Raw genomic sequence first — 19,728 nt, forward strand, 5'->3', positions numbered from 1 at the left:
TGACGGTGGCTCGTCAGAGTGCGTCGGGGGACGCGGATGGCTGTGGCGCCGATGGTTGTGACTTCGCCGGTCGGGAGTCCGCCGGTCGTGACTCCGCCAGTCGTGACTCCGGTGGTTCCGGCTCCGCCGACGCCTGCTTCAGCGCCGCCCAGCGCGCCTCGCGTGCCGCGTCGTCGTCGTGCCACAGCGGTTGCGCGGCCTCGGTGGGCAGGAAGTCGTACGGTTCGAAGGTGCTGTCGTCGGCCATCGGCACCGCCACTCTCGGCTTCCCGATCGTCGCCTCCCGCTCCTCGCCCTGCCCGCCTTCCTGCCGGCCCCCTCCCTCCTTGCGCCCCCGGCACCGCCACGCCCGCAGCCCCAGCGCGGTAGGAACACCCAGCACCGAGGTCCACACCAGGGCCGCCGCCCCCGTCTGCCACCACACCGGCCCGAACCGGGCCAGCGTGCCGACGCCGAGCGGCCCGCCCGCGAATCCCGCGAGGACGCTGACCTGGGCCGCGCACAGTACGGCCGCCAGCCCGGCGGTCCCGGCGGTCCGCCCCGGCGACCAGGCATCCGCGCTCCCTCCTCCCCCATCAGCCGCCCGGCCCACGAACCACCCGACCGTCACGCCGACCACCACCGGCACCACCCCCGCCGCCCAGTGCAGCGGCGTTCCGGTGCCGGTGTCCGGCACCGCCGCCAGCAGCGGAAACGGCGGGAGCAACGGGGTGGGGGCGGACGCGAGCGGCGTCACGGCGTGGCCGACGCCGAGGGTGAAGCCGGGGCCGAGGGCGTACGACCCCGCCCACACCACCGCGTTCGGGACCAGGGTGAGGCAGAGCAGCAGGACCGCGAACCGGCCCGACCAGCCCTCCGTGAGCCGGAGGAACGACTCCCGGGCCGCCTCGCCGTGCCACACCAGCGACGCCGCCAGCAGCACCGCCCCGCCACCGACGAGCACCGCCGTCCCCGCTCCCGCGGCCCGCGCGGCGATGCCGAGGCGGGCCCGCGCGTCCGGGCCGAGGACGAGTCGTCGCAGGCCGGTCGGCAGCAGGATCAGCGCCTCGTCCAGCATCGCGCGTGGGCGGCCGTACGCCGTCCACACCCCCGTGCCCGCGGCCACCGTCACGACCAGCGGCATGCTCACGCCCGTCCACAGCCACGACGGCCGCAGCTCGCCGCCCGTCGCGTAGAGCGCGGCGGCGGCGCCGACGGCAAGATAGCCGAGGACGACGCCCGCCCAGACCGTCCGCCCCGAGACAGCCGCCCGCCCCGAGACAGCTGCCCGCGCCGAGACAGCTGCCCGCGCCGGGACGGAGATCCGCCCCGGGACGGCCGCCGGCCCGTCGTCCTCCTCCTCACCGCCGTCGGTCGCGTCCCGTGCCGCCCGGTGCACCAGCCAGAGCGGCAGCGCGAGGAGGAGCAGCGGGGTGACGCCGACGGGCGCGGGGGTGCCGGAGAGCGTGTCGGTGCGGACCAGTTCGGCGCCGTGGGCCAGCAGCCACAGCGCCGCGGCGACGTGCAGCGCGCCGTCGGGCCCGCTGTCGGGGTACGGCGAGCTGAGCCACAGCACCATCACGAGCACGGCGAACGAGCCGAGCCCCAGCCCGGCCGCGACCGCACCGCCGAGGAGGCCGGCGGCCAGTCCGGGCGACCGGTCACGCAACCGGGTGGGCAGGGAGGTCAACGGCGATCGGCGTTCGGTCATCTGGATCACGCCCGTCATGCTCCCAACGACACGCGCTTTCTCGTCGTAACAGGCGAACCTCCGAAGTGTCGCTCAATATATGGTTATGTACTTTTTCGCACGAAGGGGCGCCCGGTGACGCAGAGTCCTGCAACCCCGCTCCCCCCGCCGAAGGAGCGCCGACGCCTGCGTGAGGCCAGGTCGTTGACGCAGGCTCAGGTCGCGGCACGGGTGGGCGTCACCCGCGAGACGGTACGTAAGTGGGAGAACGGCCGTACGACACCGCTCGGCCGGAGACGGGAGGCGTACGCGAGGCTGCTAGCCGAGCTGGCGAGGGACGCCGCCGACAGCCCCGTACGGACGAAGACCCCTCCGGCACCGGAGCCCGAGGCGCCCCCCGCACCGAGTCCCGCGTCAACGCCCGAACCGAGCCCCGCGCCTGCGCCCGAACCGGACGTCCCCGCGCCTCCCCTGACGCCCGCTCAGGCCTTCGACGCCCTGTACGCGTTCTGCGCCCCCGCCCTCGTACGGCAGGCCTTTCTGCTCACCGGCCGGCGTGAGCTCGCCCGCGAGTCGGTCGAGCGAGCCTTTCAACTCGCCTGGCAGCACTGGCCCGAGGTGGCGGTCGACCGGGATCCGGCGGGCTGGGTGCGGGCGACGGCGTACGAGTACGCCCTCTCCCCCTGGCACCGCTTCCGCCCCCGCCACCGCCACCCCGAGGCGCCGCCCGCGGACGCGTCCGACCGCGCGCTGATGGACGTACTGCTGCACCTCCCGCCGCCGCACCGCCGCACGCTCCTGCTCTACGACGGTGTCGGCCTCGACCTGCCGGAGACGGCGGCGGAGACGGAGGCGAGCACCCCGGCGGCCGCGAACCGGCTGCTGCGCGCGCGGGAGGCGGTCGCCGCGCGGCTGCCGGAGCTGTCGGACCCCGCGGAGCTCACCCGGCGGCTGGCCGAACTGGCCGCCACGGAGCGGCTGCGGGCCGCCAGGCCGCCGGTGGTGCGGACGGGCAGCGAGCGCAGGGCCCGCTTCTGGACGCGGGCCGCCATCGCCTTCACGGTCGCCCTGATCGGGACGACGGCGCTGACGCTGCGGACGGCGCCCAGGCACTACGAGCCGCCGGTGCCGTCGGGCGAGACGGTGCAGGGGGTGCCGCCCCGGGTGGCGCCCGGGCCGCTGTCGGAGGCGGAACGCGAACTGCGGTCGAAGCTGCGGGAGGAGACGGTGAGCGGGCCGCAGCGGCTGGTGCCGCAAAGAGGCTGAGCATAGAGAGGGGCTGAGCATGCGGAAGGGCCCGCGTCCTCGGTCGAGGATGCGGGCCCTTCTCCATGATGCTCGGTTCAGGATGCTCGGTTCAGCCGGCGAGGCTGTACTTAATTGCCGAGAATGGCCCGCGCCAGCTTCGCCGTCTCGGTCGGCGTCTTGCCGACCTTGACGCCGGCGGCCTCGAGGGCCTCCTTCTTGGCGGCGGCCGTGCCGGAGGAGCCGGAGACGATGGCGCCGGCGTGGCCCATGGTCTTGCCCTCGGGCGCGGTGAAGCCCGCCACGTAACCGACGACCGGCTTCGTCACGTTCTTCGCGATGTAGTCCGCCGCACGCTCCTCGGCGTCGCCGCCGATCTCGCCGATCATGACGATCAGGTCGGTGTCGGGGTCGGCCTCGAACGCGGCGAGCGCGTCGATGTGGGTCGTACCGATGACCGGGTCGCCACCGATGCCGACGGCGGACGAGAAGCCGATGTCACGCAGCTCGTACATCATCTGGTACGTCAGCGTGCCGGACTTCGAGACCAGGCCGATGCGGCCCGGCTTCGTGATGTCGCCCGGGATGATGCCGGCGTTGGACTGGCCCGGGGTGATGAGACCGGGGCAGTTCGGGCCGATGATCCGCGTCTTGTTGCCCTTCGACACGGCGTACGCGTAGAACGCGGCCGAGTCGTGGACCGCGATGCCCTCGGTGATGACGACCGCGAGGGGGATCTCGGCGTCGATCGCCTCGACGACGGCGGCCTTGGAGAAGGCCGGCGGCACGAAGAGGACGGACACGTTGGCGCCCGTCTTCTCGATCGCCTCGGCGACCGTGCCGAAGACCGGGATCTCGGTGCCGTCGATGTCGACGGACGTGCCCGCCTTGCGGGGGTTCACGCCACCGACGATGTTGGTGCCGTCCGCGAGCATGAGCTTGGTGTGCTTCATGCCCGTGGCACCGGTCATGCCCTGGACGATGACCTTGCTGTCCTTGTTGAGGAAGATAGCCATGGCTGTGTCTGTCCCTCTTCCTTACTTCGCAGCCGCGAGCTCGGCGGCCTTGTCGGCCGCGCCGTCCATGGTGTCCACGCGCTGGACCAGCGGGTGGTTGGCGTCGGAGAGGATCTTGCGACCCAGCTCGGCGTTGTTGCCGTCGAGGCGGACGACGAGAGGCTTGGTGACTTCCTCGCCCTTGTCCTTGAGCAGCTGCAGCGCCTGCACGATGCCGTTGGCGACCTCGTCGCAGGCGGTGATGCCGCCGAAGACGTTGACGAACACGGACTTGACGTCCGGGTCGCCCAGGATGATCTCCAGGCCGTTCGCCATGACCGCGGCGGAGGCGCCGCCGCCGATGTCGAGGAAGTTGGCGGGCTTGACGCCGCCGTGGGCCTCACCGGCGTACGCGACGACGTCGAGGGTGCTCATGACGAGACCCGCGCCGTTGCCGATGATGCCGACCTCGCCGTCGAGCTTGACGTAGTTGAGGTTCTTCTCCTTGGCCGCGGCCTCGAGGGGGTTGGCCGCGGCGTGGTCGACGAGCTCCTCGTGGTCGGGGTGGCGGAAGTCCGCGTTCTCGTCCAGGGAGACCTTGCCGTCGAGGGCGATGACGTCACCGGAGGCGACCTTCGCCAGCGGGTTGACCTCGACGAGGAGCGCGTCCTCCTCGATGAACGTCTTCCACAGCGTGACGAGGACGTTGACGACCTTGTCGGCGACCTCGGCCGGGAACTTCGCGGCCTCGACGATCTCGCGGGCCTTCTCGGGGGTCACGCCCTCGTTGGCGTCGATCGGCGTCTTGGCCACGGCCTCGGGGCGCTCGGCCGCCACCTCCTCGATCTCCATGCCGCCCTCGACGGACGCGATGGAGAGGAAGGTGCGGTTGGTGCGGTCCAGGAGGAAGGAGACGTAGTACTCCTCCAGGATCTCCGGGGCCGTCTCGGCGATCATCACCTTGTGGACCGTGTGGCCCTTGATGTCCATGCCGAGGATGTCCGTCGCGCGGGCGACGGCCTCGTCCGGGCTGGCGGCCAGCTTCACGCCACCGGCCTTGCCACGGCCGCCGACCTTCACCTGGGCCTTGACGACGGACTTGCCACCAAGACGCTCAGTGGCTGCGCGGGCCGCCTCAGGCGTGTCGATGACTTCACCGGCCAGCACCGGTACATCGTGCTTGGCGAAGAGGTCCCTCGCCTGGTACTCGAACAGGTCCACGCGCTTCCGTCCCTATCAGTGTTCTCGCCGCTCTACGGTCAGCTTTCTGCGTGGGCGTGCCGCGAGGGCAACGTGACGTCCGCCGTCTGTCAGTCACAAGGGAGGCGCACACGGTGTCCGAGCGCGCGGCATGTCCGTCTCGCAGGTTATCGCTGCTTGCCGGGGGCCTCTAAATCGCGGGTCACACCTGAGCGGTGATACCTGTCACATGATGCCGCGCTCACTGGCACGGCGTGCCGCGTGTGAGGCACTGGGCGGGTGTCGGGGAAGGGCCGGGGAAGGGCCTCACCGGGTTGGGGTTGGCCCGGTGAGGCCCCTTGAGCAGCCCCTGAGGGGCGCAGGGCCGGGTGGTCCCCACCCCAATGGGGATCACCCCGCCCCGTCCGAGAGGCTTCGGCCGGACAGACCGACGGCTTTCGGCCGTCCGGGTCCTGCGACCTCACGGGGTCGGGTGGTGGGCGCCGTACGGCGGCTCTGTCGAGGGCCGCCGCGGGCGCCGGTACGGCGCCGGTACGGCGGGGTCAGACTGTGTACGTGGTGTACGTGCTGCCGTAGTGCAGGTTCTGTGCGGGCTGCGCGTTCTGTGCGGGCTGCGCGTTCTGTGCGGCCTGCGTGTTCTGTACGTCCTGCACGTAGCCCGGGGTGACCGACTCGGCGACGCCTCCGACGCCGGTGACGGCGTGACCGGCGAGCGGGCCGGCGGTGGCCCGGACGGTCCCGGTCAGGTCCTCAGCGAAGGACCCGGCCTGACCGGCGACGCCGTACGCGAACGGGGTGACCTCGCCGGTGACGCCGTACACGAAGGGGTGGACGTCCTGGGTGACGCCGTACGCCAGCCTGGTGGCGCTGCCGCCGACGCCCTGCACGACCGGCTGGACGGTCTCCACGACGGTGTCGAGGACCGGCTGGACGGCACCGGTGACGCCCTGCGCGAACGGCGGCACCTGACCGGCCACGCCGTACCCGAGGTCGCTCACGTGCCCGCTCACGCCCTGCGCGAGGGGCGGTACGGCACCGGCGACGCCGTACGCGAAGGGCTGGACCTCCTGGGTGACGCCGTACGCCACCGTGCTCGCGTCCACGACGGCCTGCCCGGCGACAGGCGCCACGCCGTGCACGCCGGTGTTCGCGACGGGGGGCAGTACGGCGTCCGTGGTGTCGCCGGCGACCTGGCCGACGAGGCCGGTGGCGTACGGCGGGACGTCGGTGGCGACGCCGTTCACGACCGACCGGGCGTCGGCGACCGTGGCCGCGGCGTACTGGGGTACGTCCGCGACGACCCCGCCGACGACCGGCCGCACGCCCTGGACCGCGCCCTCGGCGACCGGCTGCGCGCCCCACACGACACCGCCCGCGACGGGCTGGACATCGGCCACGACGCCGTACGCCAGCGCGGTCGCGGCGTCGACGGTGTGCCCGGCGGTCTGCTCGACCCCGGCCACGGCGCCGCCCACGAGCGGCGTCACGCCGTTGACCGTGCCGGTGACGACCGGGTGCACGCCATCGACCGCGTGACCGGCGACGGGCGCGACCCCGGCGACGGCGCGCTCGGCCGTCGGCCCGACACCCGCCACCGCGTTCCCGGCGACCGGCTGGACCCCGTCGACGGCGGCGGTCGCCACGGGCGGGACGACCGCGGTCGCCGTCTGCCCGACGACCGGGGTGACCGTGCCGGGGACGCTCGCGACCGTGCCGACGACGTGCTGCTCGACGCCGCCGACCGTGCCCGTGATGTGGCTCGGGACGGAGGAGACGGTGGCGTCGGCGGCGGTCGTGACGGTGGTGGCCTCGCCGCGGGCGATGGCGGCAACGCCGGTGACGCGGCTCTCGGCGCCGGTGACCGTGGCGTGCGCGGCCTGGGTCACGCCTGCCGCGGTGCGGCCCGCGCCGGCGACCGTGTGCTGCGCCTTCGTCCGTACGACGCCGTCGACGCCCTGCGCCTGGGAGCGCGCCGCGGACTGCACGCCCTGCAGCCGCGTCTGGGCCGCGGCCAGGGCCTGCTCCAGCTCGGGTGCGAAGGCGGTGAGGGGGCCGAAGAGGTAGTCGATCTCGGGTTGGGGGGCGCTGGGGGCGCCGGGAGCGTTGAGAGCGCTCGCGTCGGAGACCGTGGCCCGGATGGTGGCGGCGGCGGCGGTGGTGGTGGTGGCGGCGGCGGTGGCCTGGGCCGCGCGGGCGGCCTTCGCGCCCTGGATGGCCGCGGCACCCTTGATCTTGGACGCCTTCGGGGCGGTGACCTTCGCGTCGACGTAGCGGCGGGCCTGGTCTGCGGCGTCGGTGGACGCCGTGATCTGGGCGGTGCCGGTGGCGTCTGCGGTGCTGGCGTCGGCCGTGACACCGGAGACGGTGTTCTGCACGCCGGAGACGACGCCGTCGACCGTGCCGGTGACCGTGCCGAGGGTGTCGGTGAGGCCGGTCGTCGCGTCGGTCGTCGCGTCGGTGGTCGCGTCGGTGGTCGCGTCGGTGGTGGTGGCGTCCGGCGCGGAGAGGGCGGACGCGGGCAGTTCGTCCGCGCTGGCGACGGTGGAACCGAGCGCCCACGCGCCGGTGACGCCGGCGGCTATGACGATGGAACGGCGGATGTTCTTGTTCATGCGTACGTCAGATCCTTAGATCCTCGGGAGTGCCGAGGCAGGCGCGAGAACTCGTTCGAAGAACTCTCGGAGCCTCGGGACTTGGGGCAGGCTTTGGGGACATTCCGGCGCCGGATGAGGCTTCCGGAGGCTCGGGGGAAGAGCCTGCTCTAACCGGGGAATACGGGAATGTCCCGGTGCCTGTCCCGGGTACCGTCCGCCACGGCGCGGGCGGCGGCGCCGGCCACGAGCCGCAGCGGTGCCCGGTTGTTGTCGGTGACGGCATGGGCGTCGCCGTGCCGCGGCGTGCCGTTGTCGACCGCCGACTTGCCGCTCAGGACGCCGCCCGGATCGCCGGGGGGCGCGTGATGCACGGGGGCCTGCCCGGCGGGTCCGGCCCGATGCGCCGAGGTGTGTGCCACTTCCGCACCGCCGCTCACGGCGGCGCCGACGTCGAACCGCGGTCCGTACGTCAGGGGCATCGCCGCGGCGGAACGCCCCTCCGTACCCTGCCCGCTCGTCGCCGACGGCGTGCCCGGCGAGCCCGACTGCGGCGTGGACGTGACCGGCGCCGGCAAGGTCTGCCCCGGAAGCGCGGGCAGACCGGGCGGGCCAGGCAGCTCGGAGAGACCGGGCAGGTCCGAGAGATCCGGGAGGCTGGGCAGCTCGGAGGACTCGGGCGGCGACGGCCGCTTCGCCTCCGCCTCGGCCAGCCCTGTGACCACGGTGCCCACGAGCCGACCGACCGGCTGCGCGACGCGAACGTCCACGCTCCGGACGACCTGACTCTTCGCCAACGACCGGACGCCCTGCGCCGAATCCGACGACACGACGTCGTCCGAGGGCGCGGAGGTCGTCGGAGCCACGGAGGCGGTTGAGGCCGTCGAGGCCGTCGAGGCCGTCGAGGTCAGGGACCGCGTCACGGAACTCGTCGACGTCGTCGACAGCACACCGTCCGCCGCATGCGCCTGCTCCCCCCAGAGGAGCCCGAGCGCGAACAACCCACCCACCAGTAGGACCACTTGCAGCGCACGCCGCCCGGCCGCCGTACGCATCATGCGCAGGGCGGTACCGGGAAGAACGGCCGGCAAGGTCAAGAGGGGGAAGGTCCTCCCGTGCGGAACAAGCGGAGCGCGACGCACCGCCGACGGGCGCGTCGATACTCGCACGGGACTCCCGAGGTTGCGCAAGCCCCCTGTTACCGATGGACAGTCATGTCCGGTTTGCCTGCCCAAGTAACTCGACATTGCAGGTCAACGGGTCGACAAATCACCAGCGAGCCACGACGCTCCCCGCCCCCTCACGCACTCTCCGGTATCGGCAACGGCCGCTTCTCGATCGCCGCCGCCATCACCTCCGGGAACAGATCCGGTGTACAGGCGAAGGCCGGCGCCCCCAGCCCTGCGAGCGCGGCGGCATGTTCCCGGTCGTACGCGGGCGCCCCCTCGTCCGACAGCGCCAGCAGCGTCACGAACTGCACCCCCGACGCCTTCATCGCCGCGACCCGCTTGAGCATCTCGTTCCGTATGCCCCCTTCGTAGAGGTCGCTGATCAGCACGACCACCGTCTCCGCGGGCCGCGTGATCTGCGACTGGCAGTACGCCAGCGCCCGGTTGATGTCGGTGCCGCCGCCGAGCTGGGTGCCGAAGAGGACGTCGACCGGGTCGTCGAGCTGGTCGGTGAGGTCGACGACCGCCGTGTCGAAGACGACGAGCCGCGTGCTGATCGACCGCATGGACGCCAGCACCGCCCCGAACACGGACGCGTAGACGACGGATGCCGCCATCGACCCCGACTGGTCGATGCAGAGGATGACTTCCTTCTTCACGGACTGGGACGCCCGCCCGTACCCGATGAGCCGCTCCGGCACGATCGTCCCGTACTCCGGCAGGTAGTGCTTGAGGTTGGCCGCGATCGTGCGGTTCCAGTCGATGTCGTGGTGGCGGGGCCGGTTGATCCGCGCACTGCGGTCGAGGGCGCCGGTGAGCGTGGCCCGGGTACGGCTGGCCAGCCGCTTCTCCAGGTCCTCGACGACCTTGCGCACGACCGCCCGTGCCGTCTCCTTCGTGGTCTCCGGCATCGCCTTGTTGAGGGAGAGCAGCGTGCCGACGAGGTGCACGTCGGCCTCCACCGCCTCCAGCATCTCCGGTTCCAGCAGCAGCGTGGACAGGCCGAGCCGGTCGATGGCGTCGCGCTGCATGATCTGTACGACGGAGGAGGGGAAGTACGTCCGGATGTCCCCGAGCCAGCGGGCCACGGCCGGCGCCGACGCCCCGAGCCCCGCCGAACGATCCCGCCCCGCGGGCCCCTTGTCCGCCTTGCCGTAGAGCGCGGCCAGCGCCCCGTCCATCGCGGCGTCCTGCCCGGACAGCGCGCATCCGGTGCCGTCGGCCGCGTCGCCCCCGAGGACGAGCCGCCAGCGCCGCAGCCGCTCCTGCGCCGGGTCGGTCAGCTCCGTCAGCTCCGTCGTCATCCCGCCACTCCCCTGTGCTCGCAGGCCCGCTCCACCGACCCGTTCGTCATCCGCGCGCCCCCGTACGAAGCCGTTCCCAGAGCGGCATCACCGGCACGGTCGTCGTCGGACGGCTCTCCCCCCGGCACCCGTGGCCGTCCCTGACGGCCTCCACCGCTTCGGCCCTGTCCCTCGTCATCGTCGTCGCCTCGCTCAGCCGGTCGGTCGTCATGGTCGCCATCACGCCACCCCCACCAGGTCGTTGTCGTCGGCGCTCGCCGCGTCGCCGTCCAGCCCCAGCAGCAGCCGCACCACCGGCAGCACCGCGTCCGCGCGCTCGCTGTCGAGGTCGGCCGCGAAGCCGGGTATGCCGACCCCGGCAGCGGCGCCGCTCCCTCGCTGCCCCGGCCCGCGCCGGACCAGCTCGCCCAGGGTCCGACGCACCCCCGGTTCATACGCCGAGAAGGTCCGCCGCAGCAGGGGCAGGACATCCGTGAACGCCTCCGCCGGCACGCCCGTCAGCCACGCGTCGACCAGCCCGAGCAGCCGCTCGTCGTGCACAAGCAGCATTCCGCCCCCGGAGCCCCCGCCGACGAAGCCCTCGATCCACGCGGCCGCGTCCCCCGGCGGCGTCCCCGGCGACAGCACGAGCCCCATGAGCCGAGCCGCCTCGCCCTGCGCCAACACCCCCTCGTCCAGCAGCAATCGCACGGCCCGCCCCCGTACGACGCCCGGCACGGTGTCCCGCCCGGACAACACCCGAAGCACGCGGCACCAGCGCTCGCGCAGATCGGCGTGGGCGGGGGCGGGGGCGGCGGTTGAGGCGGAGCCGGAGTCGTCAGGTCCACCGTCAGCCCGGGCAGCGCCCTGCGCGGACAACACCGCATCACCCAGCAACCCCACCGCCCCGTGCACCGCGTCGACATGGCGTCGCATGTCCTCCGCCGCGTCGGCGTCGAGTGCGGCGCAGGCCGGGGGCAGGCCGACGAAGATCCGTTCGGCGAGGCCCGCGGCGACCTCGGTCAGCGCGCCGGTGTCCGTGCCGCGTACGTCGCCGTAGCGGAGGGAGCGGACCAGGGCCGGCAGGGCCTGGGCGAGGTGGCCGACGTCGGCGTCGAGCGCCGCACGGTCGGCGAGGACGCGCATCACCACGGGCAGCGCGTCCGGCAGTTCGGCCAGCAGGCAGCGCTCGGCGAGGGCGGTGACGTCGGCGAGGCCCTGCGCGGAGACGGCGTCGGCCTCGGCCTTGGCGGTCGCGGCGCCGAGCACGGTCGTACCCCACACCCCCGCCTCCGCGACCCGCACCGACAGCTCCGGCTCCCACCGCAGCCGCCACGTCTCCCGGAACGTGCCCGTGCTCCCGCGCGAGGCCACCGGCTCGCCCCACCCGATGCCCAGCAGCCGCAGCCGGTGCAGCAGCCTGCTGCGCTCCGCGTCGTTGTCCTTGCGCAGGTCGAGCTCCAACTCCCGCTCCAGCGCCTCTGGCTTGAGCCGCAGTCTGCGCTGGATCCGGTCGAGGTCCCGCTGCAACGGCACCGCGGGCGCCGCCCGCGGCACCTCCCCCAGCAGGTCCCCCACGACCAGCCGGTCGTGCACCAACGCCAATGGCACGTCCGAGCCCTCGCACATCACCGCCCGCACGGCGTCGGTCGTCTCGCTCAGGCCGGGCAGCGGGCGCCCGCGCATCGCGGCGAGCGTCTCCGCCAGCCGCACCGCCTCGATGACGTGCGCCGAGGACACGAGCCGGTCCTCGTCCCGCAGCAGGCCCGCCACCTTCGTCAGCCACCGCTCGACCGGCCGGTCCGGCGCGCCGAACAGATGCCCGTACCAGCCCGGCGAGTCGATGCCCGCGCCGTACCCGCTGTGGCGCGACAACCTGCGGTACGTCCACGGCACCCACGTCATGTCCGCCTTGACCTTGGGCAGCCCCTTCAGCAGCGCCCGATCGGCGGCGACGGCGCTCTTCTGCCGCAACGCGGGCACATGCCAGGCCCCGCACACCACGGCCACACCGTCCCCGAACTCCCGCTGTGCCGCCCGTAGCTGGAGCCGCATGTACGCCTCCCGCACGAGATCCCGGTCGTGGCCCCCGCTCCCGTAGGTCTCCCGCAGCGCCCCCATGGCCTCTTCGAGCGCGACGAAGGGCGCGAACGCGTCCCCTTCGCCCACCCCGCGGTGCTCGACGACGTCCTCCCACCAGCGCTCCGGATCGTCATAACCGGCAGCCTCGGCAAGCACCGCGAGCGGATCCACCCGAACGTCGACGCCGTCAGCAGCCTGACCGGCTGCGTCACTGTCGGAGTCACCGTCTCCCCCGGCCGCGAACTCGCCGTCTCCCCCGACCGAGAGCTCGTCCGCGTTCCCCTCCGAGGGCTTACCGTCTCCCCCGGCCGGGAGCTCGCCGGTCGTCTCCTCCGAGGGCTCGCTCTCTTCCCCGCCCGAGGGCCCGCCGGACGCCCGGGCCGAGGGCTCACCGTCACCCCCGCCGACGGGTTCCTGCGCCCCCTCTCCCGGCTCGTCCCTCCCCCACGCCAAGGTGTGCGTGGCCGGCAAGTCGATGAAGCGGGCCGGGACGTCGTGCTCCAGGGCCCAGCGGATCGCGACCCACTCCGGGGAGAACTCGGCCAGCGGCCAGAACGCCGAGCGGCCGGGCTCGTCCACGGCGTGGGCGAGGAGCGCGACCGGCGGCCGCATGTCCTCGTCCGCGGCGAGCGGGATCAGCGCGTCGGCCTCGGGCGGCCCCTCGATCAGCACGATCCGCGGCCGGGCCGCGGCCAGCGCCGCCCGCACGGCCCGCGCGGACCCGGGCCCGTGATGCCGCACCCCGAGCAGCAATGGCCCCGCTCCGGGCCCCCTGTGCCCGTCCCCCTCAGTGCCTGTCACACCGTCCCCCTCGCCTCCGGGTCCGCCCCGAATCGTCGTCGCCCCGGTGTCCTCGCCCCATGCCGCTCACGCGCTCACCTCCCGGCAGGCCCGGTAGAAGTCCTTCCAGCCGTCGCGCTCGCGGACGACCGCCTCCAGGTACTCCTGCCAGATGACCCGGTCGGCCGCGGGATCGCGGACGACGGCGCCGAGGATGCCCGCGGCGACGTCACCAGCCCGCAGCACGCCGTCGCCGAAGTGGGCGGCCAGCGCGAGGCCGTTGGTGACGACGGAGATCGCCTCGGCCGTCGAGAGGGTGCCGCTCGGCGACTTCAGCTTCGTACGGCCGTCGGCCGTGACGCCGTCGCGCAGTTCGCGGAAGACGGTCACGACGCGGCGGATCTCGTCCATGCCGTCGGGTGCGGCGGGCAGGTCGAGGGAGCGGCCGAGCTGGTCGACGCGGCGCGAGACGATGTCGACCTCGGCCTCGACGCTCTCCGGCAGTGGCAGCACGACCGTGTTGAAGCGGCGGCGCAGGGCGCTGGACAGGTCGTTGACCCCGCGGTCGCGGTCGTTGGCGGTCGCGATCAGGTTGAAGCCGCGGACCGCCTGCACCTCCTGGCCCAGTTCCGGTATCGGCAGGGTCTTCTCCGACAGGATCGTGATGAGCGTGTCCTGCACGTCGGCCGGGATGCGGGTCAGTTCCTCGACCCGGGCCGTCATCCCCTCCGCCATGGCCCGCATGACCGGGCTGGGCACGAGGGCGTCGCGGCTGGGGCCGTGCGCGAGCAACTGCGCGTAGTTCCAGCCGTACCGGATCGCCTCCTCCGGTGTGCCGGCCGTGCCCTGCACCAGCAGCGTCGAGTCGCCGCTGACCGCCGCCGCCAGATGCTCGGACACCCAGGTCTTGGCGGTGCCGGGCACGCCGAGCAGGAGCAGGGCGCGGTCGGTGGCGAGGGTGGTGACGGCGACCTCGACGAGCCGGCGCGGGCCGACATACTTCGGTGTGATCACCGTGCCGTCGGGCAGGGTGCCGCCGAGCAGATACGTGGCGACGGCCCACGGCGACAGCTTCCAGCGGGTTGGGCGCGGCCGGTCGTCCTGCGCGGCGAGTGCGGCGAGTTCATGGGCGAAGGCGTCCTCGGCGTGCGGCCGCAACGCGACGGCAGGTGCCTCGTCAGGTACTTCGACAGACATCGGTTCCACGGACACAGACATGGCTGAGGCCCCCTCCAGCTCGGCCGGTTCGGATCTGGTACCCACCGTGCACCACGGCACTGACAACGCGATCTGACCTGCGCAAACGTGCTGGCGAAGGCGTTCGCCGGACCGATTGTCAGTGGGGGGATCTACCTTCGATGTCATGACTCAGCAGGGGGTGCGCTGGAGTGCGGATCAGGTGCTGGCACTGGCGCCTGACGCCTCATCACGCAAAGCGGGAAGCAAACTCGGTGCGGCCGGGCCGTGGTCCGAGGCGGGAAGTTCCGGCGAGGGGATGGTGTGGGGGCTGTGCAAGGGCAGTGGCAGCAAGCCGTATCAGACGGTCGTCGACATCGCGGACGCGTCCGGCCCGGCGTACAAGTGCAGTTGTCCGAGCCGCAAGTTCCCGTGCAAGCACGCGCTCGGGCTGTTGCTGCTCTGGGCGGGCGAGGACGGCGTGGTGCCGTCCTCGCAGCCGCCGGACTGGGCCGGGGAGTGGATGGAGGGGAGAAGGCAGCGGGCGACGGAGAAGCGGGCGGCGGGTGCGGCCGGTTCCTCGTCGGGTTCCGGTGATCCGGAGGCGGCGCGGCGCAGGGCGGAGCGCCGGGCCGAGCGGATCACCGCGGGCGCCACGGAGTTGGAGCAGCGGCTGGCGGACCTGCTGCGCGGCGGCCTCGCGGGCGCGGAGCAGGCGGGGTACGGGCTGTGGGAGGAGATGGCGGCCCGGATGGTGGACGCCCAGGCCTCCGGACTGGCCGCGCGGGTGCGGGAGTTGGGGGCGATCCCGTCGTCCGGTCCCGGCTGGCCGGTGCGGCTGCTGGAGGAGTGCGCTCTCCTCCACCTCCTCGACCAGGGCTGGCTGCGCCGGGAGCGGCTGCCGGACGGCCTGGCGGCGACGGTCCGTTCGCGCATCGGCCTGCCCGCCTCGGCGGACGGCCCGCCAGTGCGGGACCGCTGGCTGGTCCTCGCCCAGTACGACACGGCGGACGCGCGACTGACGACCCGCCGGATATGGCTGTACGGCGCCGAGTCGGCCCGTACGGCGCTGCTCCTCTCTTATGGCGCCGCCGGCCGCGCGCCCGAGCTCGCGCTGCCGGTTGGTCTGGCCCTGGACGCGGAGGTCTCCGCCTACCCGGGCGCCGGGCAACCGCGAGCGGCCCTGGGCGAGCAGTTCACCCCGCCCGCTCCCGCGGCGACCCGGCCGCCGGGAGTGACACCGGCCCAGGCGGCCGACCGTTACGGCGAGGCCCTCAGGGACGATCCCTGGCTGGACTCGGTCCCGGTGACGCTGGACCGGGTCGTCCCGGCCCCGGACGGCGACTCCTGGCAGCTGGCGGACGCCGACGGGGACGAGGCACTGCCGCTCACCCCCGCAGCGCGCTCCCGTCCGGGCCTGTGGCGCCTCGTCGCCCTCTCGGGCGGGGCACCCGTCAAGGTCTTCGGCGAGTGCGGCCACCGTGGCTTCACCCCGCTGACGGCATGGCCGGAGGGGCCGGGCGAGGCGGTGTCCCTGTGCTGACCCGAAGGGACCACGACCGACGGGACCACGACCGACGGGACCACGACCGACGGGACCCCGACTGCCGCACGACACCCACCGTTACCGGTTGCGCACTCGGCGCAACGAATGTCGCATCACCGCTCCCGGCAGGCGCAGGCCACGCACCCACCTCCGACAATCCACCCTTTCTCACCCGATCCAGGCATGCGGTCCGCCCCGTGGGACACCCGCATCAAGTGAGTCTTCAACCACTTCCAGGCACCGCACGGAAAGGAACCGAATGAACAGGACCTCCGCTCCTGCGGACTCGCCCGCGCCGGGCGCCTGGGAGGAACTCGTCACGGCGGCGCTGCTCGGCACGGAGCGGCGCACCCCGCCGGGCTCGGCGCCGGGCCGCGAGGCGCCGGTGACGCTGCTGGACGCGGCGGCCACGGAGGCCGTACGACGGCGGGCCGGCCTGCGGCCCGGCCGGGCGGCCCGGCGTCCTGAACCGGCGGCCCGGGACCCGCGCCCGCCCCTGCCCGCCCCGGCGGCCCGCAGGCTGGCGATGCTCCTGGCCGACCGCCCCGGCACCGGCGGCGGCGGCCGCCGAGGTACCGCACCGGACCTGATGGAGCTGCTGCCGCAGTGGCTGGCGGCGGCGAACACCCGCGGTTTCGCCGCACCCCCCGAGATGCTGCCCGCCCTCCTGGACGCGGCCCGGGGACGTACGGACCTGCGCCCGGCGGCGCTGGCCTTCGCGGGACCGCGTGCCATGTGGCTGGCCCGGCTGAACCCGGACTGGCGGTTCGCCCTGCGCGCGACACCGGGCGGGGGCGCGGCACTGCCGTCCTCCGAGGACACCGACAAGATCCACCAGCTGTGGCAGGAGGGACTGTTCGCCGAGCGGGTCGCCCTCCTCTCCGCGATACGCGCCCGCGAGCCCGCCGCCGCACGCGAGCTGATCGCGACCACCTGGGCGACGGAGCGGGCCGAGGACCGGCTGATGTTCCTCGACTCGCTGCGCACGGGCCTGGCCGCGGAGGACGAGCCGTTCCTGGAGCAGGCGCTGTCCGACCGGAGCCGCAATGTACGGGCCACGGCGGCCGAGTTGCTGTCGGCGCTGCCGGGTTCCGCGCTCGCGGCCCGGATGGCGGTGCGGGCCGGGGCCTGCGTGGCCGTCGATCACACGGGCAACGCACCGACCCTCGTGGTCGAGGCGCCGCACGAATGCGACCCGAGCATGGAACGCGACGGCGTGGTGGCCAAGGCTCCGGCCGGCCGGGGTGAACGGTCGTGGTGGTTCGGCCAGTTGGTGGAAGCGACGCCGCTCACCACGTGGTCGGCGCGGCTGGGCGGCCGTACCCCCCGGGAGATCGTGGCTCTGCCGGTAGCGGACGACTGGCAGAGCGAGCTGCACGCGGCGTGGTGCCGGGCGGCGGTGCGGCAGCGGGACGCCGAGTGGGCACGGGCCCTGCTCGGGGCGCCCGCGGCACCCGAGGCCGGCGGCCCCGGCGCGGTGTCACTGGCCGAACGCGCCAAGCTGCTCGGCACGCTGGGCTCGGCGGAGCGGGCCGAGTGGGTGGCCGGATTCATCTCGGTCCACGGTCTGTCCGAGGCGTTCCAGCTGCTCGGGGTGTGCGCCGTGCCGTGGGCCGGGCCGCTGGGCCGGGCCGTGGTGGACGCGCTCAACATCGCACGGGATGCGGGGAGTTACCCATGGAGTTTCAGTGGAGTGATGGGGCTGGCGGAACGCTGCCTCGACCCCTCCGAGGCGAGCCGTCTCGACGGGCTGCTGGCGGTGCCGGACGAACCGGAGGACGCCAGTCCAGGGGCCGGTGGGTACTGGGCGGAAGCCTTCCAGCGCCTGATGACCACCTTGCGGTTGCGGGCCGCGATGGCCGAGGAGTTGGGGGCGGCCTAGGGGACGGGCGACGTGAGGGCGCGGGTCTGCAGGAAACAGCCCGTCCGGCGTTCGAGGACGAGGCCGTTCAGGCCGACTGGGGTCTGGGGGCGAAGCCCCCAGAGAAGGTCACCCTGGACCACCCGCGGCGGAAACACGGCTCAGCCGCCGGAGGCCTACGCCCCTGCCGGCTGCCGCACGTTCGCCCGAACCCAGTCCACGATCGACTGCGTCGTCGCCCCCGGCGTGAAGATCTCCGCGACGCCCTTCTCCTTCAGCGGAGCGATGTCCGCCTCGGGGATGATCCCGCCGCCGAAGACCAGGATGTCCTCCGCCTCCCGCTCCTTGAGGAGCGCGATCACGGCCGCGAAGAGCGTGTTGTGCGCCCCGGACAGAATCGAGAGGCCGATCGCGTCGGCGTCCTCCTGGATCGCGGTGTCGACGATCTGCTCCGGGGTCTGGTGGAGCCCCGTGTAGATCACTTCCATTCCGGCGTCGCGCAACGCCCGCGCGATGACCTTGGCCCCGCGATCGTGGCCGTCGAGCCCCGGCTTGGCCACCACCACGCGGATCGGACCGGCTGCCACACCCATCACTGCCTCCATGAAGCGACTACATCCATCCGTACCGATAAGTACCGCACCGGCCGGGAAAGTGAACGAACGTTATCGCCAGGATCCCGCAACCGGCAGTTTCGCGGTGGATACCGAGGGGGAAATCACATGGTGGGACACGTTCGGGAGCCGCGACGAGGTCGCCTCACCGCCGCGCCGCAGGCCGCGCGCCGCGGCGGTGAGGCGTTTCGACGAGGGCACGAAGGGCACGCAGGGCAGGTAAGGCACGACAGCGGGGAGCCTCGTCGCCACACCGACAGGGAATCTCGTCAGGTCATCGGCGCAACACCAGCACCATCACCGGCAGCAGCCCCATCGGCAACTCCGGAAACAGGCGCCGCGCACCATCCTCACCCCACGTGCCCCACTCGCGCTCCGTCGAGGACCTCCACCGCGCCTCCCCATGAGGGCACCCGGGGGACAGAGCCGTCCCCCTGCGTGCCGACAGGAGGTCGGCCATGAAGGTCACCAAGGCAGTGCTGCCCTTTCTTCCGCTCTGCCAGCGACTCCTCCCGGACATGCTCCCGGGCAAACTGGCGGGCCTCTCCCTGGCACTCCTGAAGGCGACCGCCCTGGAGATCGCGATCCTCGCGGGCCACCTGCTCCTCTATCCCTCCGGCATCGCCCAGGAGCGCCGGGCCGCCGTGCCCCCGCTTCCGTCACCGGACGACGCCGACACGCCCCAACTGCCCAGGGAGGCCAAGCCCCCGGTCGTCCTGCTGCACGGCTTCATAGACAACCGCTCGGTCTTCGTCCTGCTGCGCCGCAGTCTCGCCCAGCACGGCAGGCAGCAGATCGAGTCGCTCAACTACTCACCGCTGACCTGCGACATCCGCACCGCGGCGGAGCTGCTCGGCCGGCACATAGAGGAGATCTGCGAACGCACGGGCAGCGAGCAGGTCGACATCGTCGGACACAGCCTCGGCGGGCTGATCGGGCGGTACTACGTGCAGCGGCTCGGCGGCGACCTCCGCGTCCGGACACTGGTGACACTCGGCACACCGCACTCCGGCACCCGCGTGGTGCCGCTGGCGAACGCGCACCCGATCGTGCGCCAGATGCGCCCCGGCTCGCAGCTGCTCGAGGAGCTGACCCGGCCCGCACCCGGCTGCCGTACGCACTTCGTCAGCTTCTGGAGCGACCTCGACCACCTGATGGACCCGCTGGAGACCGCCTGCATCGACCACCCCGACCTGACCGTGCAGAACGTCCGGGTGAGCGGCGTCGGGCATCTCGCCCTGCCCGTGCACCCCGCGGTCGCGAACGGAATACGGGATGTGCTCGACACGGCACGGACAGCGACCGAGGCGGAGGGGCACGCCGGCGGCCTGACCGTGGCGTGATTGCGGCGGACACAGCCCGCGGACAGCCCCTCGACAAGCCGTGGACAGTCCGACGGAAGCCGACCATCATCGAACACTCTTCGAACACAGGGCCAAACCCACGCCCGCCGTCCCCCGAAACACGGCCGAATGCCCGTTTCCTGCGCGCCCGAAACCAGACGAAGATTGTCGTGC

General features: G+C 73.2%; 14 protein-coding genes. 4 read left to right on the forward strand and 10 right to left on the reverse strand.

Features of this window, described 5'->3' with window-relative positions; genetic code table 11:
* Positions 1–13: 13 nt before the first annotated feature.
* The gene (locus tag AC5P09_RS02515; protein WP_493872201.1) at positions 14–1,708 is read right to left on the reverse strand and encodes a cell division protein PerM; all 1,695 of its coding nucleotides are present in this window, start codon (positions 1,706–1,708) and stop codon (positions 14–16) included.
* A gap of 96 nt (positions 1,709–1,804) precedes the next feature.
* Here AC5P09_RS02515 and AC5P09_RS02520 point away from each other — a divergent pair, with 96 nt between their 5' ends.
* Positions 1,805–2,935 carry a helix-turn-helix domain-containing protein gene (locus AC5P09_RS02520; protein WP_493872202.1) on the forward strand — a complete coding sequence of 377 codons (1,131 nt, stop codon included), beginning with the start codon at positions 1,805–1,807 and terminating at the stop codon, positions 2,933–2,935.
* A 110-nt stretch (positions 2,936–3,045) separates the two neighbouring features.
* Here the strand turns inward: AC5P09_RS02520 and sucD are convergent, their stop codons facing one another.
* The 8 genes from sucD to AC5P09_RS02560 all read right to left on the reverse strand — a co-directional run bounded on the left by sucD (position 3,046) and on the right by AC5P09_RS02560 (position 14,232).
* On the reverse strand, positions 3,046–3,930 hold the full coding sequence (sucD, locus tag AC5P09_RS02525; RefSeq protein ID WP_493872203.1) for a succinate--CoA ligase subunit alpha: 885 nt from the start codon (positions 3,928–3,930) through the stop codon (positions 3,046–3,048).
* A gap of 21 nt (positions 3,931–3,951) precedes the next feature.
* Entirely contained in the window at positions 3,952–5,130 is a 1,179-nt protein-coding gene (gene sucC / locus AC5P09_RS02530) for an ADP-forming succinate--CoA ligase subunit beta (RefSeq protein ID WP_493872204.1), read from the reverse strand.
* Positions 5,131–5,651: 521 nt separating this feature from the next.
* Entirely contained in the window at positions 5,652–7,721 is a 2,070-nt protein-coding gene (locus tag AC5P09_RS02535; RefSeq protein ID WP_493872205.1) for a hypothetical protein, read from the reverse strand.
* A gap of 149 nt (positions 7,722–7,870) precedes the next feature.
* Positions 7,871–8,797 (reverse strand): hypothetical protein, encoded by a 927-nt coding sequence (locus AC5P09_RS02540; protein WP_493872206.1) that lies wholly within the window; start codon positions 8,795–8,797, stop codon positions 7,871–7,873.
* Positions 8,798–9,000: 203 nt separating this feature from the next.
* Positions 9,001–10,173 carry a VWA domain-containing protein gene (locus AC5P09_RS02545; protein WP_493872207.1) on the reverse strand — a complete coding sequence of 391 codons (1,173 nt, stop codon included), beginning with the start codon at positions 10,171–10,173 and terminating at the stop codon, positions 9,001–9,003.
* Positions 10,174–10,219: 46 nt separating this feature from the next.
* A complete protein-coding gene (locus AC5P09_RS02550; RefSeq protein ID WP_493872208.1) occupies positions 10,220–10,393 on the reverse strand; it encodes a hypothetical protein in 174 nt (57 codons plus the stop codon).
* The gene (locus AC5P09_RS02555) at positions 10,393–13,035 is read right to left on the reverse strand and encodes a DUF5682 family protein (protein ID WP_493872209.1); all 2,643 of its coding nucleotides are present in this window, start codon (positions 13,033–13,035) and stop codon (positions 10,393–10,395) included. The genes AC5P09_RS02550 and AC5P09_RS02555 overlap by 1 nt, the downstream gene beginning before the upstream one ends.
* Positions 13,036–13,101: 66 nt before the next feature.
* A complete protein-coding gene (locus AC5P09_RS02560) occupies positions 13,102–14,232 on the reverse strand; it encodes an ATP-binding protein (protein WP_493872210.1) in 1,131 nt (376 codons plus the stop codon).
* Between the two features lie 145 nt (positions 14,233–14,377).
* Between AC5P09_RS02560 and AC5P09_RS02565 the strand changes: the two genes are divergently transcribed.
* Together AC5P09_RS02565 and AC5P09_RS02570 are read left to right on the forward strand one after the other, a co-directional pair.
* Entirely contained in the window at positions 14,378–15,733 is a 1,356-nt protein-coding gene (locus AC5P09_RS02565; protein WP_493872211.1) for an SWIM zinc finger family protein, read from the forward strand.
* 262 nt (positions 15,734–15,995) lie between these two features.
* Positions 15,996–17,618 carry a DUF5691 domain-containing protein gene (locus AC5P09_RS02570; RefSeq protein ID WP_493872212.1) on the forward strand — a complete coding sequence of 541 codons (1,623 nt, stop codon included), beginning with the start codon at positions 15,996–15,998 and terminating at the stop codon, positions 17,616–17,618.
* Between the two features lie 155 nt (positions 17,619–17,773).
* Here the strand turns inward: AC5P09_RS02570 and icmB are convergent, their stop codons facing one another.
* A complete protein-coding gene (gene icmB, locus AC5P09_RS02575) occupies positions 17,774–18,190 on the reverse strand; it encodes a coenzyme B12-dependent isobutyryl CoA mutase small subunit (protein WP_493872213.1) in 417 nt (138 codons plus the stop codon).
* Positions 18,191–18,669: 479 nt separating this feature from the next.
* On the opposite strand from icmB, the gene AC5P09_RS02580 reads away from it, so the two are divergent.
* Positions 18,670–19,554, forward strand: a complete 885-nt coding sequence (locus tag AC5P09_RS02580) for a lipase family alpha/beta hydrolase (RefSeq protein ID WP_493872214.1) — start codon at positions 18,670–18,672, stop codon at positions 19,552–19,554.
* The last annotated feature ends 174 nt before the right edge of the window (positions 19,555–19,728 follow it).

The organism is Streptomyces sp. a15 (assembly GCF_059026085.1).